This is a genomic window from Paraburkholderia sp. JPY465 (genome assembly GCF_050436725.1).
Lineage (GTDB): Bacteria > Pseudomonadota > Gammaproteobacteria > Burkholderiales > Burkholderiaceae > Paraburkholderia > Paraburkholderia youngii.
On the sequence record NZ_JBNDMT010000006.1, the window covers coordinates 362,856 to 378,374 of the forward strand.

The 15,519-nt window shown below is 64.1% G+C and carries 14 protein-coding genes and 1 pseudogene; 11 read left to right on the forward strand and 4 right to left on the reverse strand.

All coding sequences use genetic code 11. The features are described from left to right. Window positions 1–307 precede the first annotated feature (307 nt). The 4 genes from QFZ94_RS34900 (at window position 308) to QFZ94_RS34915 (ending at window position 4,860) form a co-directional block, all read left to right on the forward strand. A complete protein-coding gene (locus QFZ94_RS34900) occupies window positions 308–2,143 on the forward strand; it encodes an extracellular solute-binding protein (protein ID WP_429463626.1) in 1,836 nt (611 codons plus the stop codon). 16 nt (window positions 2,144–2,159) lie between these two features. Next, a complete protein-coding gene (locus QFZ94_RS34905) occupies window positions 2,160–2,369 on the forward strand; it encodes a hypothetical protein (RefSeq protein ID WP_429462644.1) in 210 nt (69 codons plus the stop codon). A 127-nt stretch (window positions 2,370–2,496) separates the two neighbouring features. Continuing rightward, window positions 2,497–4,392: an FAD-binding monooxygenase gene (locus tag QFZ94_RS34910; RefSeq protein WP_429462646.1), complete on the forward strand. Its 1,896-nt coding sequence runs from the start codon at window positions 2,497–2,499 to the stop codon at window positions 4,390–4,392. A 27-nt stretch (window positions 4,393–4,419) separates the two neighbouring features. Then, window positions 4,420–4,860, forward strand: coding sequence for a MarR family winged helix-turn-helix transcriptional regulator (locus tag QFZ94_RS34915; protein ID WP_013094239.1), 441 nt, complete (start codon window positions 4,420–4,422; stop codon window positions 4,858–4,860). 40 nt (window positions 4,861–4,900) lie between these two features. Here QFZ94_RS34915 and QFZ94_RS34920 read toward each other — a convergent pair whose 3' ends face one another. The 3 genes from QFZ94_RS34920 to QFZ94_RS34930 all read right to left on the reverse strand — a co-directional run bounded on the left by QFZ94_RS34920 (window position 4,901) and on the right by QFZ94_RS34930 (window position 7,163). Beyond that, window positions 4,901–5,524 carry a c-type cytochrome gene (locus QFZ94_RS34920; protein WP_429462648.1) on the reverse strand — a complete coding sequence of 208 codons (624 nt, stop codon included), beginning with the start codon at window positions 5,522–5,524 and terminating at the stop codon, window positions 4,901–4,903. After that, window positions 5,517–6,806 (reverse strand): sulfite dehydrogenase, encoded by a 1,290-nt coding sequence (soxC, locus tag QFZ94_RS34925; RefSeq protein WP_429463628.1) that lies wholly within the window; start codon window positions 6,804–6,806, stop codon window positions 5,517–5,519. The genes QFZ94_RS34920 and soxC overlap by 8 nt, the downstream gene beginning before the upstream one ends. Before the next feature lie 156 nt (window positions 6,807–6,962). Next, the gene (locus QFZ94_RS34930) at window positions 6,963–7,163 is read right to left on the reverse strand and encodes a hypothetical protein (protein WP_368583935.1); all 201 of its coding nucleotides are present in this window, start codon (window positions 7,161–7,163) and stop codon (window positions 6,963–6,965) included. A 232-nt stretch (window positions 7,164–7,395) separates the two neighbouring features. Here QFZ94_RS34930 and QFZ94_RS34935 point away from each other — a divergent pair, with 232 nt between their 5' ends. After that, window positions 7,396–8,223, forward strand: a complete 828-nt coding sequence (locus QFZ94_RS34935) for a MetQ/NlpA family ABC transporter substrate-binding protein (RefSeq protein ID WP_429462650.1) — start codon at window positions 7,396–7,398, stop codon at window positions 8,221–8,223. Window positions 8,224–8,316: 93 nt separating this feature from the next. Next, window positions 8,317–9,282, forward strand: coding sequence for a sulfonate ABC transporter substrate-binding protein (locus QFZ94_RS34940; protein ID WP_429462652.1), 966 nt, complete (start codon window positions 8,317–8,319; stop codon window positions 9,280–9,282). Window positions 9,283–9,315: 33 nt separating this feature from the next. Here the strand turns inward: QFZ94_RS34940 and QFZ94_RS34945 are convergent, their stop codons facing one another. Then, window positions 9,316–10,716, reverse strand: a complete 1,401-nt coding sequence (locus tag QFZ94_RS34945) for an MFS transporter (protein ID WP_410850086.1) — start codon at window positions 10,714–10,716, stop codon at window positions 9,316–9,318. 240 nt (window positions 10,717–10,956) lie between these two features. Here QFZ94_RS34945 and QFZ94_RS34950 point away from each other — a divergent pair, with 240 nt between their 5' ends. The 5 genes and pseudogenes from QFZ94_RS34950 to QFZ94_RS34970 all read left to right on the forward strand — a co-directional run bounded on the left by QFZ94_RS34950 (window position 10,957) and on the right by QFZ94_RS34970 (window position 15,504). Then, window positions 10,957–11,505: a DUF488 family protein gene (locus QFZ94_RS34950; protein ID WP_368583939.1), complete on the forward strand. Its 549-nt coding sequence runs from the start codon at window positions 10,957–10,959 to the stop codon at window positions 11,503–11,505. 45 nt (window positions 11,506–11,550) lie between these two features. Then, a pseudogene (locus tag QFZ94_RS34955) lies at window positions 11,551–12,176 on the forward strand (uracil-DNA glycosylase family protein). Between the two features lie 381 nt (window positions 12,177–12,557). Next, window positions 12,558–13,667 (forward strand): sugar ABC transporter substrate-binding protein, encoded by a 1,110-nt coding sequence (locus tag QFZ94_RS34960; protein WP_429462655.1) that lies wholly within the window; start codon window positions 12,558–12,560, stop codon window positions 13,665–13,667. Then, complete coding sequence (locus tag QFZ94_RS34965; RefSeq protein WP_429462657.1) at window positions 13,667–14,677, forward strand: ABC transporter permease; 1,011 nt, start codon at window positions 13,667–13,669, stop codon at window positions 14,675–14,677. Before QFZ94_RS34960 ends, QFZ94_RS34965 begins: the two co-directional genes overlap by 1 nt. Then, entirely contained in the window at window positions 14,677–15,504 is an 828-nt protein-coding gene (locus QFZ94_RS34970; RefSeq protein WP_429462659.1) for an ATP-binding cassette domain-containing protein, read from the forward strand. Before QFZ94_RS34965 ends, QFZ94_RS34970 begins: the two co-directional genes overlap by 1 nt. The last annotated feature ends 15 nt before the right edge of the window (window positions 15,505–15,519 follow it).

Sequence of the window (15,519 nt, forward strand, 5' to 3'; positions counted from 1 at the left end):
GGCGTCGCAGAGTCAGGTTGCGCGCCGCGAAACGAGTGTTCGCGCCGCAATCGGGATAGACGATCCTTCAGGCACGGCTAATGCAGATCACGATGGCACCGGCTCCAGCATCGAAAGGAAAAGCCATGTCCACCATGCCATCCGCCATCAGACATCCAGCCGGACATCCGTCGTATCGGGATGTCGTGACGGGCGCGAGCGGCTGATGCGCTCCGCTCGATCGTCTGCCGCGTGGATGCACCGGTGCGGATACCGGGACGGAGTCGTGACTCTCCCAACGATCCGCTCGTCCAACAGATGGCGCTTGATGGTCGCGCTCGTGCTGAGCGGATCGGCGATGTGGAGTGCCGATCCCGCTTGCGCAGTCTACGCGATCGCGCAATACGGCGAGCCCAAATATCCCGCTGATTTCAAGCACTTCGACTACGTCAATCCCGACTCCCCACGCGACGGCGCGCTCGTTCTCGCGAATCCGAACCGGCTGACCAGCTTCGACAAATTCAACCCATTTACGCTGCGAGGCAATCCCGCACCGGGACTGGGACTGATGTTCGAAAGCCTGACGACCGGCAGCGCCGACGAAGTGGCGAGCGCGTACTGCCTGCTCGCCGACGACATCGACGTCGCCAGGGACGGCCTGTCGACAACCTTCCACATCAATCCGAAAGCGCGCTTCTCGAACGGCGACCCCGTCACCGCAGCGGACGTCAAGTTCTCGTTCGACACCCTGAAAAGTCCGCAGGCGCTACCGCAGTTCGCGGTGTACTTCGGGCAGATCGCGCGAGCGGTGGTAATCGACCGGCTCACGATTCGCTTCGATTTCAAGGTCGCGACACGCGAGATGCCGCTGCTCGCGGGCGGAATTCCGGTGTTTTCGCACAAGTGGGGCATGCGGCCGGACGGCACGCGCATTCCTTTCGATCAGCTCGCGTTCGAGAAGCCGATCGCAAGCGGCGACTATCTGATCGACCGATACGACAACGGCCGAACCATCAGCTACGAGCGCAACCCGAACTACTGGGGCGCGTCGCTGCCCGTCCGCGTCGGCACGCACAACTTCGCGCGCATCGACTACAAGCTGTATGCGGACGCGGTCGCTCAACTCGAAGCGTTCAAGGCGGGCGAGTATGACGTGCTCGTCGAACACACCGCACAGAGCTGGGTGCGGCGCGATATCGGCAAGCGCTTCGACAGTGGCGAGCTGATCAAGCGCGAGTTTCCTCATCACAACGGCGTGGGCATGCAGGGCTTTTTCATCAACCTGCGGCGGCCGCTCTTTCAGGACGTGCGCGTGCGCGAGGCGCTCGATCTCGCGTTCGACTTCGAGTGGCTCAACCGGCAGCTTTTCTACGATCAGTACAAGCGCACCGACAGCTTCTTCGTCAACACGGACCTGCAGGCCAAGGGCAAACCCAGCGAAGGCGAACTCGCGATTCTGGAGCCGTTGCGCAATCAACTCGATCCCGCCGTGTTCGGCGAGATGCCGCAACAGCCCGACACCGATCCGCCCGGATCGCTGCGCGCCAACCTGATCAAGGCGCGCGAGCTGCTCGCGCAGGCGGGCTGGACGTATCGCGACGGCGCGCTGCGTAACGCGAACGGTCAGCCGTTCGTCTTCGAGCTGCTCGGCGACACGGGTGGCGGCGTGTCGATGGAGCCGGTCGCCGCTGCGTTCGGCCGCAATCTGCAGAAGCTCGGCATCACGATGAACTTTCGCACCGCCGATTTCGCACTGATTCAAAAGCGCATCGACGCGTTCGACTTCGACATGACGACCGTACGTCTGCCTGACGTACAGGTGCCGGGCACCGAGCAGCTATCGCGCTTCGGCAGCCAGTACGCGGACGAGCCGGGCTCCGACAATCTCGCCGGTGTGAAGTCGCCGGCCATCGACGCGATCCTGCGCAAGGTGCTGGGCGCGCAAACGGACGAGCAGCTCGTCGATGCGACCCACGCGCTCGACCGGGTGTTGATGAACGGCTATTACGTGATCCCGCATTGGTATTCCGCGGTCCATCGCATCGCGTACCGGAATAGCCTCGCCTATCCGGCGAAGCTGCCGCTTTACTTCTCCGCCGACGAATGGGTTCTGTCGACGTGGTGGCGCAAAGCGGCTGGACCGAAACTTGCACGCCCTCCATGATTGGAGGACAACGATCATGAGCAGACTACTCTTTGCAACCATCGTATCGGTCGGCCTCGCGGGGTGCGTCGTCGCCCCGCCGCCGCCCAGCTATGGCTATGGATATGAGCCAGCACCCGCCTACGGCTATGCCCCCGGGTACTACGTCGCGCCGCCGGCCGTGAGCCTGGGCATCGGCATTGGCGGTTACTGGGGTGGCCATGGAGGCCATTGGTACGGCCATTGAATCAGACGATCCAGGTGGCTCTTCCAAACCAGGGTAAACATCCATCCTCGCACGAAGTACTTCAAAATGGTTGGGGTACGGAGTATATTCGCGTTCAGCAGATATTTACTGAACGGAGGAGGACGGTATGCAATTTCATCTCAACGGTTTCCGGGTCGGCGATCCGACGATCGAGCCAGCCATCAGCAACGCGCATGATGCGCAGATGCCGGAGAAGGTCGACGTGCTGATCGTCGGCAGCGGCCCTGCCGGAGTCGTGCTGGCGGCGCAGCTGTCGCAATTCCCGTCGATCAACACGCGCATCGTCGAACGTCGTGACGGACCGTTGCAGATGGGACAGGCCGATGGCGTAGCGTGCCGTACCGTCGAGATGTTCAATGCGTTCGGCCTCGCAGATCGCCTGCTGCAAGAAGCCTATTGGGTCAATGAAACGGTATTCTGGCGACCCGATGCAAATGACCGCGGCGCGATCAGTCGTACCGGCCGAGTTCAGGATACCGAAACGGGACTGTCGGAATTTCCGCACGTCATCGTCAATCAGGCGCGTATCCAGGAGTATCTGCTCGACGTGATGCGTCGCTCCGCGCGCCGGATCGAGCCGGACTACGGCCTCGAACTGGTCGACGTCCAGCGCGACGATACGAACGAATACCCGGTGCTGGTCACGCTGCGGCGCACCGATCCCGCGCGTCTCGACGAGACCGTGACCGTGCGCGCGCGCTATGTCGTCGGTTGCGACGGCGCGCGCAGCCGGGTACGCACCGCCATCGGACAAACGCTACGCGGTGACGCGGCCAACCATGCGTGGGGCGTGATGGATGCGCTGGCCGTTACCGACTTCCCGGACATCCGGCTGAAAGCGGCGATTCAATCCGCGAGCAAGGGCAACCTGCTGATCATTCCGCGTGAAGGCGGATATCTGGTTCGCTTCTATGTCGACCTCGGCGACGTCACGCCGGAGAATCGCGACAACCTCAAGCAGATCACGGTCGATCGCATCATCGAGACGGCGCAGAGCATCCTCCATCCCTATACGCTCGACGTTAAAGAAGTGGCGTGGTTCTCGGTCTACGAGGTCGGTCAGCGTCTCACCGACCGCTTCGACGACGCTATCGCCGCCGACGGCACTTCACGCGAACCGCGCGTGTTCATCGCGGGCGACGCCTGCCATACGCATAGCGCCAAGGCGGGCCAAGGCATGAACGTGTCGATGCAGGACGGCTTCAATCTGGGCTGGAAGCTCGGCGCGGTGCTGGAAGGCCGCAGCGACGCCGATCTGCTGCGCACGTATTCGGACGAGCGCCAACCCATCGCGCAGGAGCTGATCGATTTCGACAAGGAATGGTCGGCAATGATGGCCGCTCCGCCGAAGGACCCCAACCGGCCCGAAGCAGGCGGTGTCGATCCCGCTGAGCTTCAGGCGTACTTCGTTCGCGCTGGCCGCTACACGGCTGGTGTCGCGACGCGTTACCGGCCGGCCACCCTGACCGGTGAAGCGACGCATCAGGCGCTCGCCAAAGGCTTTACGATCGGCACGCGCTTTCACTCGTCGCCTGTGGTTCGCCTCGCTGACGCGAAGCCGTTCCATCTCGGGCATGCCGCGCAAGCGGACGGCCGTTGGCGTCTGTACGCTTTTGCGGACGCAACGGGTCGTGCGCTGAATGCGTTGTGCGAGTATCTCGACAAGTCGCCGGAATCCGTTTTGCGGCTCTTTACGCCGAAGGATGCAGACGTGGACAGCGTTCTCGATCTGCGCGCGGTATTGCAACAGCCGCATCGCGAAGTCCGTCTCCAGGACATCCCTGCTCTGCTGCTGCCGCGCAAGGGTCTCCACGGCCTGATCGACTACGAAAAGGCATTTACGAGCGACGCGACGACTGATATCTTCGACGAGCGCGGCATCGATCGCGAACAAGGTGCACTCGTGGTGGTACGTCCCGACCAATACGTGGCCCATGTTCTCCCATTGAATGCATACGCGGAGTTGAACGCCTTCTTCCGGCCCATCTTTCGCGCGCGTTAAACCATAACTAAATCCGACACTCCGAAATTGCCGATCAAACCTGAAGACGCCGGCGCGCTCCCGAAATTTACTGGCAGCCTGGTGCGCCGTGCCCAGCAGCGCCATGCAGCGGTCTGGCTGAGTGAGGTCTCCGCTGAGATCACGAGCGTGCAGTACGCGGCGCTCGAGGTCTTGCACGAGACACCTGGCGTCAGTCAGCGGCAACTCGGAGACAAACTCGATGTGGATCGGTCGACGATCGCCGATCTCGTTGCACGTATGGTGCGCAATGGCCAGATCGAGCGCGCCGACGATCCTGTCGACAAGCGCAGTTATGTGTTGTATCTCACCGCTGCCGGCAAGAAGCAACTTGCGGCCTTGCGTCCGCGCGTCGAGCAGGTCGAGCGCATTCTCACTGAACGACTGACGGCAAGCGAATTGGCGCAGTTGCGCCGCTTGCTTGCGGCGCTGTTGCCGCCGCAGGCTTGATGCGCTTACCGCTTCAATAAGCCCGTCGGTCGAATTCTTGTCAAAGCTTGCCCGGTCGAGGGTCGGGCACGAAGCCATCCCGGTTGGGCATACGGATAGCGGCGAGCGAATGCGCGTCGAGACGCGCATCGTCCGGCACGATGCCGTTGCGGTTCAAGATCCACGCGCTGAGCGCATACACCTCATCCGCGCTCAGCGACTGCGGCGCGTTATACGGCATCGCCCGGTTTATATAGTCGAACAGCGTCGTCGCATACGGCCAGTAGCTGCCAACGGTGCGCTTCGGATTCGCGGTCGCGAGCGTGCCCGCTCCACCGATCAGTTGATCGCCGATCAGCCCCTCGCCTTTCGCGCCATGACAGGCCGCGCATTTCGCCGCGAAAATGCGGCCACCCGTTGCGACGTCGCCGCTGCCGGTGGGCAAGCCTTGGCCGTTCGGCGCGACATCGATATTCCATGCGCTCAGAGCGGATTCGCTGACAGGCTTGCCGATCGCGTCGACGGATGAACGCCAGCGCGCTTGCGCGGCGGCAGCGGACTGCACGTCGCGGGTTGCATCGAAAGAAGACGAACAGCCAGCGAGCAGACTGCTAGCCGTGACCCATGCCAGCAGAGCGCGCATCGTTTTCGATTTCGAAGCACCGAACTGCACAGGCTCACGCATTTTTAACGCTCCCATCGGCTTCGATGCGCCACTGCTGAATGCCGTTGTAGTGATAGTTCGAGTTCAGTCCACGGGCCGCGACGAGCGCCTCGCGCGTCGGTTGAACGTAGCCGGTCGAATCCGTTGCGCGCGACAGGATGGCGCTCGGCGCACCGTTCCACACGAAGCCGGCCTGGAAGCGGGTCAACGCGCGATCGCGCGCCGGCTCGTCGAGCACCGCGGCCTGCCATGTCGCTCCACTGTCGGTGGATACCTCGACCTTGCGAATCGCTCCGCGCCCCGACCACGCGAGCCCGACGATCGGATAGAAGCCCTGCGCGGTCAGCCGCTGTCCGGCGGAAGGCCGCGTGATCACCGACTTCGCATCCATCTCGAACACGAATTGACGCGCGCGGCCGTCGGGCAGAATGCTCGTGTATTTGGACGTTTCTTCGCGGGTCTGCAACGGCGCATCGACGACTTTCAGCCGCCGCAGCCATTTCACGTTGGTATTGCCCTCGAAGCCCGGCACCAACAGACGCAGCGGATAGCCGTTCTCCGGCCGCAGGCGTTCGCCGTTTTGCGCATAGACGACGAGCGCGCGCTCGAGAATCCGCTCGAGCGGCAAACTGCGCGTCATCGCGGCGGCGTCTGCGCCTTCCGCGAGCAGCCACTGCGGCGTTGCGCCGTCGCTGGTCGGCGTGCGTCCGCCGACGGCTTCGAGCAGCGTCGACAGCCTGACGCCGGTCCACTCGCAGCACGACAGCAGTCCGTGCGTGATCTGCACGGGCAGCCCGCTCGGTCCTTTCCATTCGCTCGCCGTGTTGCCCGAACACTCGAGAAAATGAATGCGCGACTCCGAAGGCAGGCGCAGCAGATCGTCCATCGTGAAGAGCTTCGGCTCGCGCACGAGACCGTGAATCACGAGCCGGTGCGCGTCGGGATCGATATCGGGCACCCCGGCATGATGCCGCTCATAGACGAGCCCGTTCGGGGTGATCGAGCCATGCAGATCCGCGAGCGGCGTCAGCGACGATGCGGCGCCCGGCATCGGCCACGCCCGCGCGGCACGGCGAATCACGTTCGACTCGCGCGGCGACGGCAGCCCGTACGGATGCTCGAGAATCGGCGCGCCGGGTGTTTGTGTCCAAGGATCGACGCCCAGCGGCTTGAGCAGCGTCGCCGCCTTCAGGTTCGGCGCGGCCAACGCGGACAACGCGAGACCGCCCAACAGGCGCCGACGCGGCGACGCGGGTTTCGACGCATCATGCGCGTCGCTAGTGATACTGGGATGTCGCGACATGCTCGTGCCGGCGAGGCGGCCTGGGTTGATCGACAAGCGCACGAGTATAGGTAGTGCGAGCGTCCCGATCAAAGCCGATTGCGACTATGGTTATGACGGCGAGCGATATGCCGCGCGCGGATTAGAAAAAATTGCCACGGCCATCCGATGACACCGTCAATCCGGTGCGATTTCCGCGATCACGCTAAACGATTCGAGCGTATAGCCCATATTGAAATACCCCGCGCGCGCGTAAGTCGCAATGCGCTCAAGGCGCTCGGGATCGTTGCGCGGCCGGTCGCGATGGACCCGCTGCCGCACGGCTTCGAAGGAGCCGGACACGGCCCGCCGATAGAACGATGCGAGATTCAATGACATCGTGCGCCCTCCTGCTGATGGCATGCATCGAATCTAGTCAGCAGCGCGCGCTTGTGCAAACAAGCATTTGTGCAATGCTTTGCGCCGCCCATGCGATGTCGGTCCGGCGGTGCCGACACGACGGGTTGTCCGCTTACGCTCAACCGCGATAACGATAGCGCTCGATATTATTTGTGCGCTAACGAGCGCCTCTCTACGATCTGGTGTCCTCCACTTCGATCGCATTCCCAGCATGACTACGACAAATGCACTCAGGGCCGCACTTCTCTCCGTTCTCGTTACTTGCGGCATCGTCGGTGCTCAACCGGCGCTTGCGGCAGGACAAACGGTGCGAGTCGGCATCATGTCCGGCGAGGACGAAGACGTGTGGCGTGCGGTCGCCGCCAACGCGGCCAGGCAGGGCATCACCGTCAAGATCACGACCTTCTCCGACTATACGCAGCCGAACGAAGCGCTCGCTGAACACGACCTCGATGCGAACTCGTTCCAGCACAAGCCCTATCTCGATGCGCAGATCGCCGCCCGCCACTATCAGATCGTGCCCGTCGGCTATACCTACGTGCAGCCAATCGGTCTCTACTCGCGCAAGGTGAAATCGGTCGCGGCGCTGCCGCAGAATGCGACCATCGGCGTGCCGAACGATCCGAGCAACGAAGGCCGCGCGCTGCTTCTGCTGCAAGCGAACGGGCTGATCAAGCTGCGCCCCGACGTCGGCCTGCTGCCGACCGCGCGCGACATCGCGGACAATCCGAAGCACATCCAGATCAAGGAGCTCGACGCGGGCATCGTCGGCCGTGCGATCGGCGACCTCGACGCCGCCGTCGTCAATACCGACTGGGCGATCAAGGCGGGCATCAAGATTCCGCAGGAACGCATCGCGCAGGAGAAGGTGCCGGGCAACCCGTATCGCAACTTCATCGCGGTCAACGCGAAAGACGCGAACGCTGCGTGGGTGAAGACGATCGTCGACAGCTACCAGCAGGCCAACGTCGCCTCGGCGATCCTGACCGTCTATCACGGCGCCACGCTGCCGGCATGGGACGGCGCGCCGCAACACTGACCCGACACGCGGATCACGCACGACTCGAGCGGCGGCGCGTCGGCCGCCGCGCATTCAGTCCTCTTCATTGCCCTCCTGATCGTATCGCCCGTCATGTCCATTATCAGAACGCCCCACGACCGCCGCACCTTCCTGAAACTTTCGCTCGGCGCCGCGGCGGCCGCGGCAGCGCCGCTTTCGTTCGCGCAAGGCAACGCGCGCACGCTGCGCGTCGGCAACCAGAAGGGTTATCTGAATCCGCTGAAGGGCCGGGGTACGCTCGAGAAGCGGCTCGCGCCGCTGAACGTATCGGTGACATGGACCGAGTTCGCGGCGGGCCCCGTGCAACTGGAAGCACTGAACGTCGGCTCGATCGATTTCGGCGACGTCGGCGAAGCACCGCCGATCTTCGCGCAGGCCGCCGGCGCACCGTTGGCCTATGTGGCGGCGACCGACAAGCGGCCGCAGTCGGAAGCGGTGCTGGTGCCGCCGCAATCGACGATCCGCTCGGTCGCGGACCTGAAGGGCAAACGGATCGCGCTTAACAAAGGCAGCAACGTCCACTACTTTCTCGTCAAGCTGCTGCGTCAGCATGGCCTGCAATACGGCGACGTAAAGCTCGTGTTCCTCGCGCCCGCCGATGCACGCGCGGCGTTCGAGCGCGCGTCGATCGACGCGTGGGTCATCTGGGATCCGTTTTTCGCCGCGGCGGAGCATTCGCTCGGCGCTCGCGTGATCGCCGATGCGAGCGGCGTAGTCGGCAATCGGGCGTTCTACTTCTCGTCGCAGAGTTATGCGGCGAACAATCCCGACGTGATCCGCATCGTGATCGAAGAACTCGACAAGGTCGATCAGTGGGGCAGGCAAAACAAGGATCAGCTCGCGAGCGAACTCGCGCAGCTATGGGGTCTGCCGAAGCAGGTCGTGGACGCGGCGGTGCAGCGTCAGCAGTTCGGCACGCAGCCGATTACCCGCGCGATTCTCGGCGAGCAGCAACAGATCGCCGATACGTTCCTCGATCTCGGCCTGATTCCGAAGCACGTCGACGTGCTGAAAGCGGCGCCTTCGAATCTCGCGTAGGCGCACCGGTGGCGCAACGACGCCGCACCTGCATCAACGCTCGGAGACCGGCCGCGTCGGCGGAGCCTGTTGTTCCTGCGGCGCGTCGCTGTACTCCGTCATGCGCCGCATCGAACTCACGCAGGCCGCGACCAACGCGAGCGCCGCGCCAATGCCGGCAATCAGCGTCAGGTGCCGGCCATGCACGAGCCCGAACACGATCGACACCACCACCGCGCCGCTCGACTGGCCGAGCAGACGACCCATCGCTTGCAGGCCGGATGCGCCGCCGCTGCGATGCCGCGGCGCACTGCCGATGATCACGCGATTGTTCGGCGACTGGAAGATGCCGAAGCCGAGGCCGCATACCGCGAGCCGCCACACGATGTCGAAACGCGTCGCCGTGTCGCCGAGCTGGCAGAGCATCGCGAGTCCGCAGCCGAACACGACGAGCCCGACGCTGCTGATGCGTCCCGGCGCCCACCGGTCGGACAGCCGGCCCGCGACCGGCGCGATCAATGCGGTCACGAGCGGCCACGGTGTCATCAGAAAGCCGGTTTGGGTTTCCGACAGCTTCAGCGTCTGCTCGAAATAGAACGGCAGCACGATGTACGCCATCGTCTGTGCCGCGAACGAGCAGATGGACGTCGCCATCGACAATGAAAACACCGGCATGCGCAGCAGGTCGATGGGCAGCATCGGCTTCGCGAGGCGGCTTTCGCGCCGCACGAACAGCACGCCGGCCACCAGTGCGAGCGCAACCATCACGGCGCCGCGCTGCGTCGCGCCCGGCTGGTTGAAAGCCGCGAGACCCGAGATCAGCAGGCCGAAGGTGAGCGCGTTGAGCAGGACGCTCAGGCCGCTCAGGCGAGCGCCCGAGGTCGGTGTCACCGGCAAGGTGCGCGCGCCGATCGACAGCGCCAGGACGCCGAGCGGCACGTTGACGAGGAACAGCCACTGCCAGTGCGCGACCGACAGAATCGCCGACGCGATGCTCGGACCCGCCGCCGACGAAACGGCCACCACCAGCGACGATAAACCGACGCCGACGCCCAGCCGCGCCTTCGGAAAAACGAAGCGCACCAGCGCGATACTCACGCTCATGATGCCGCCCGCACCGAAGCCCTGGAACACGCGGGCGACCGCCAGCACCAGCAGCGTGTGCGCATTAGCGCAGGCGAACGACGCCAGCGTGAAGAGCACGAGTCCGCAGCAGTAGACGCGCTTGTAGCCGAGGCTGTCGCCGAGCACCGCGAGCGGCAGCAAGGACACCGTGATCGCCAGCTGATACGCGTTGACGACCCAGATCGCATTCGCGGGCGATACCGCCAGGTCGTTGCTGATGGTGGGCAGCGCGACGTTGACGATGGATGTGTCGAGCACCGACATCGTCATCGCGATGGCGATCGCGAGGTACGCAAACGCGCGTTGGGGATTGGGCAGGCCGTCGGTCATGGTGCAAGCGGGTCGAAAGAAAATACGCGGGCGACGGTGTGCCGCGCTGTTGCCGTCGCGGGTGCATTGTTGCAACTCTGACTCGCGGGAGCAAGGTTGTACCGGATGCCGGGATGATGGCTACCCGGCTTCTCAGGCATGGCACGTGCGGCGCCTGAATCGGGACGCAGTTGACCTTACTGCGCCAAAGGTTGTAGACGTGTAGGAATCGTCGCCGCTATCAGCGTCGGCGAGACACGCATGAAAACGAAACGCCCTTTTTACACGATCGGCCACTCGACGCGTCCGCTGCAGGAATTCGTCGACTTACTGAAAGGCGAACAGATCGCCTTGCTCGTCGACGTGCGCAGCATCCCGCGCTCGCGGACCAACCCGCAGTTCAATCGCGACACGCTGCCCGCCTCGCTCGCGGCGGAACATATCGACTACGTGCATCTCGCGGCGCTCGGCGGACGCCGCAGCAGGCACAAGGATGACGCGCCGTCGCCGAATGCGTACTGGACGCATCCGGCCTTTCGCAACTATGCCGACTATGCAATGAGCGACGCGTTCCGCGAGGGACTGAAGCAACTGCGGACGCTCGGTCATCGGCAGCGCTGCGCGATCATGTGTTCGGAAGCGGTCTGGTGGCGTTGCCACCGGCGTATCATTACGGACTATCTGCTGATGCACGATGAAACCGTGCTGCACATCATGGACGCGCATCACACGAACGCCGCCACGATGACGCCTGGCGCCGAGCCCCAGGCCGACGGCACGCTGATCTATCCGGCTCAGACCCAGAACTGAGCCGACTCACCACACGACTGCACGCCAGTCACCCCGCATCGCTTTATGGCCGTTACCACCAAACGTAAGCCGAAACACGACACCTCGCTCGACACGCTGCTTCACGATATCCGCGCCTGCACGCTGTGCGCACCCATGCTGCCGCACGCGCCCCGACCCGTGCTCGCGGCGTCCGCCAGCGCACGGATTCTGGTCATCGGGCAAGCGCCGGGCGCCGCGTGCATGCGTCCGGGGTGCCGTGGAGCGACGCGAGCGGCGCGCGCCTGCGCACATGGCTCGGCGTCGACGACACGACCTTCTACGACGCTTCGAAATTCGCCATCGTGCCGATGGGCTTCTGTTTTCCGGGCCGCGGCGCGAGCGGCGATCTGCCGCCGCGTCCCGAGTGCGCGAGCCGCTGGCATCGCGAATTGCTCGCGCGGATGCGGTCGGTGAAATTGACGCTGCTGATCGGACAATACGCGCAGCGCTTCGGTCTCGGCGACGCGTTTGGCCCGACCTCGACCGATACGCTCGTCAGGTGGGCCCAGTTTGGACCGCATCTGATGCCGCTGCCGCATCCGTCGCCGCGCAATGTCGCGTGGTTCAAGCGCAATCCGTGGTTCGAAGGCGAAGTGCTGCCGACGCTACGCGCGCATGTGGCGACGGTGTTGGCGGGCGGGGCGCTTTGAGCGCCGCGCCTCGCGAAGCCGCGGCCGCATGCTGTCTGCTGCAGCGCGTCAGCCGGTGCCACGCCGTGCGTTCGCCGGTCCGCCGACAGCGGCGCAGACCATCCATTTCACCCAGTCGGGCGCCCCTAACCACACGTTCGCGACCCCGCCGTCCCACTCTTCGGAATGGTGCGGGTATACATGGATTAGGCGGTGCAACCGCACTGCACTAACATTTTTGCGGTACCGCACGGCGCGTATCGAGCGCCTCGAATCGGGGTTGCACGTCGCCACGCCAAAGTCTCGCGCTGCCCAGCGCACTCCCGGTGCCTTCCAGCATCTGCACACGATCGACGCAACGTCGATCGCATCGACCAACGAAGACAAGAATCGGAGGATGAGATGGCACAGCAACGGGATGACAACCAGCAACAAGACAACAACTCTTTCAATCCGACGCGGCGCGGGCTGATGCAGGGCGCCGGACTCGGCGCGGCGCTCTCGCTGATGGGAGCGCTAGGCGGCGCGGACGGGCTGATCGGCAGCGCGCAAGCGGCGGAGTCGGCGTTTCCGTCGCACAAGAAGTGGAAGATCGTGTTCGTCAATCACGTCACCACCAACCCCTTCTTCGTGCCGACGCAATACGGCATTCAGGATGCCTGCTCGCTGCTCAACATGGATTATCAGTGGACCGGCTCGGCCACCTCCGACGCCGGCGAAATGGTCCGCGCCGTGAATTCGGCGATCGCCGCGAAGGCCGACGCCATCGCGGTGCCGATCGTCGATCCGAGCGCTTTCGACAAGCCCATCCAGGCTGCGCTCGACGCCGGCATTCCGGTGTTCGCCTATAACGCCGACGCGCCGCGCGGCAAGAAGAATCCGCGCCTCGCGTATATCGGCCAGGACCTGTATCTGTCCGGCTACCAGATGGGCGAGCGCATCGTGAGCCTTATCGACAGCGGCATGGTCGCGCTGTTCATTGCGACGCCGGGGCAGCTCAACATCCAGCCGCGTATGGACGGTGCGAGCGACGCGATCAAGAAGTCCGGCAAGAAGATCGACATTCAGACCGTGGCCACGGGCGCGACCGTCAACGAGGAGTTGTCGAAGATCAAGGCGTTCTATCTGGGACACCAGGACCTGAAGGGCATGTTCGCCGTGGATGCGGGCAGCACGCAGGGCGTTGCGCAGGTGATGAAGGAATCGAACCTCCCCGCGAAGGGCGTGCACGGCGGCGGCTTCGACTTGCTGCCGACCACGATCCAGCTGATCCACGAAGGCTACCTCGACTTCACCATCGACCAGCAGCCGTACGTTCAAGGTTTCTATACGGTGATGCAGGCGTTCGTGTTCCTCAGCTCGGGCGGCCTCGTCGGGCCGGCCGAAATCAATACCGGCCTGAAGTTCGTGACCAAGGAGAACGTCGAGCCGTACCTCAATACCTCGACGCGCTTCGAAGGCAAGACCGATAAGCAGCAAATCGTCCCGCGGTCCGGCGCAATCAAGTCCTGATGAATACAGTGAACGAAACCAGCAACACCGAAGCAGTCCGCGCGCCCCGGCGCGCGGGCGTTTCATTCGCGTCTCAATGGGCGGCAGAGCTGCGCATCCTGCTCGTGGCCGTGCTGCTGGCCGCCTACTTCGAATTCGCGAACCACGATTTCCTGCTCACCAACGCGAGCCTCGTCAACCTGTCGCAATTCATCGCGCCAGTAGCGATCATCGCGTTCGGCGAAATCATGCTGATGATCGGCGGCGACATCGATCTGTCTGCGGGCATGGTGTTCGCGTTCGCGCCATTCATGATGGTGTTCGCGAATGACGCGGGCGCGCCGATGTGGCTCGCCGTAATCGCGGGGCTCGTGGCGGCGGGAATGGTCGGCTTCGCGAATGGGGCGGTGACCGTGTGGCTGCGACTGCCCTCTTTCGTCACGACGCTCGGTACGCTCTTTCTGATCAACGGCATCACGCTCACGATCTCGCGCGGCACGCCCGCCCCCACGCCGGGTTCGCCCGCGTTCGCCGCGGTCATGGGTGCGTGGGGCTACAGCGAGATCATCTGGACCCTCGTGATCGCGTTCGCGATGCACGTGCTGTTGCGGCATACACGCTGGGGCCTGCACACGCAGGCCGCGGGTGCGAATCCGCTCGGCGCGAGCGAGGCCGGCATTCATGTGAAGCGGCTGCGCCTCGGCAACTTCATTCTCGCCGCGGTGCTGGCGGGCTTCACCGGCATGCTAGAAGCCTTTCGCATTACCTCGATCGACCCGCAGGCGGGCGGCAACCAGATTATGTTCCTTGCCGTGGCCGCGGCCGTGATCGGCGGCACGCCGCTGACGGGCGGCTCGGGCACCATCGTGGGCGGCCTCATCGGCGCAGCGGTGCTCGGCATTCTCAACGACGGCTTTACGCTGATCGGCATCAACGCGTTTACGTTCAACATCATTCTTGGCGCCGCGATTCTGGCGGCGATGATCTTCAACATCCACGTCGGGCGCATTCGCCGCAAGGGTGGACGCTGATGGACCAATCGCAAACCTCCTCTGCAGGGGTGAATGCCACCTCGGCTGCGCTCGGCGCGGCGAATACGCCGCTCGCGCTGCGCGGCGACAATCTCGTCAAACGCTTCGGCGCGGTGACGGCGCTCGACGGCGTCTCGCTCACGCTCGGCAAGGGCGAGATCCTCGGCATCCTCGGCGACAACGGCGCGGGCAAGTCCACGCTCGTGAAAATTCTCACTGGCTTTCATCAGCAGACGAGCGGCACGCTCCACATCGACGGCGAGGAGACGCTGTTGCGCTCGGTCGATCATGCGCGCGCGCTCGGCATCGAATGCGTGTATCAGGATCTCGCGCTCGCGAATTCGCTGAGCATTTACCACAACATGTTCCTGAACCGCGAAATCGTGCGGCGCGGACCGTTCAGGCTGCTCGATCACAACCAGATGCGCGAGCGCGCGGCGCAATGTCTCGACGATATCGGCGTGCACGTGCCTTCGGTGGATTTGCCCGTGGAGCGTCTGTCGGGCGGCCAGCGCCAGGCGATCGCCGTGGCGCGCGCGGTGCATTCGAACGCGAAGATCCTGTTGCTCGACGAGCCGCTCGCCGCGATGGGCGCGCGCGAGGCGGGGCTCATCATCGACCTGCTGATGCGCCTGAAGGAAAAAGGCGGCCTGTCGATCATCATGATCATGCACAACTATGCGCAGACGCTCGATATCGCGGATCGCATCATGTTGATGCAGCGAGGCCGCGTGACCTACGAGCAACAGAGCGCGCTGACTTCGGTGGCGGAACTGATGGACATCGTGCAGCGGGAATACCGGGCCATGCGCGCCGGCGCGCAGTGAGCCCGTTGACGTTGG

Coding starts and splice junctions, on each gene's coding strand:
- QFZ94_RS34965 (WP_429462657.1), top strand. CDS start 13,667: ATGAATACAGTGAACGAAACCAGCAACACCGAAGCAGTCCGCGCGCCC.
- QFZ94_RS34900 (WP_429463626.1), top strand. CDS start 308: ATGGTCGCGCTCGTGCTGAGCGGATCGGCGATGTGGAGTGCCGATCCC.
- QFZ94_RS34935 (WP_429462650.1), top strand. CDS start 7,396: ATGACTACGACAAATGCACTCAGGGCCGCACTTCTCTCCGTTCTCGTT.
- QFZ94_RS34940 (WP_429462652.1), top strand. CDS start 8,317: ATGTCCATTATCAGAACGCCCCACGACCGCCGCACCTTCCTGAAACTT.
- QFZ94_RS34945 (WP_410850086.1), bottom strand. CDS start 10,716: ATGACCGACGGCCTGCCCAATCCCCAACGCGCGTTTGCGTACCTCGCG.
- QFZ94_RS34905 (WP_429462644.1), top strand. CDS start 2,160: ATGAGCAGACTACTCTTTGCAACCATCGTATCGGTCGGCCTCGCGGGG.
- QFZ94_RS34960 (WP_429462655.1), top strand. CDS start 12,558: ATGGCACAGCAACGGGATGACAACCAGCAACAAGACAACAACTCTTTC.
- QFZ94_RS34950 (WP_368583939.1), top strand. CDS start 10,957: ATGAAAACGAAACGCCCTTTTTACACGATCGGCCACTCGACGCGTCCG.
- soxC (WP_429463628.1), bottom strand. CDS start 6,806: ATGTCGCGACATCCCAGTATCACTAGCGACGCGCATGATGCGTCGAAA.
- QFZ94_RS34930 (WP_368583935.1), bottom strand. CDS start 7,163: ATGTCATTGAATCTCGCATCGTTCTATCGGCGGGCCGTGTCCGGCTCC.
- QFZ94_RS34910 (WP_429462646.1), top strand. CDS start 2,497: ATGCAATTTCATCTCAACGGTTTCCGGGTCGGCGATCCGACGATCGAG.
- QFZ94_RS34920 (WP_429462648.1), bottom strand. CDS start 5,524: ATGCGTGAGCCTGTGCAGTTCGGTGCTTCGAAATCGAAAACGATGCGC.
- QFZ94_RS34970 (WP_429462659.1), top strand. CDS start 14,677: ATGGACCAATCGCAAACCTCCTCTGCAGGGGTGAATGCCACCTCGGCT.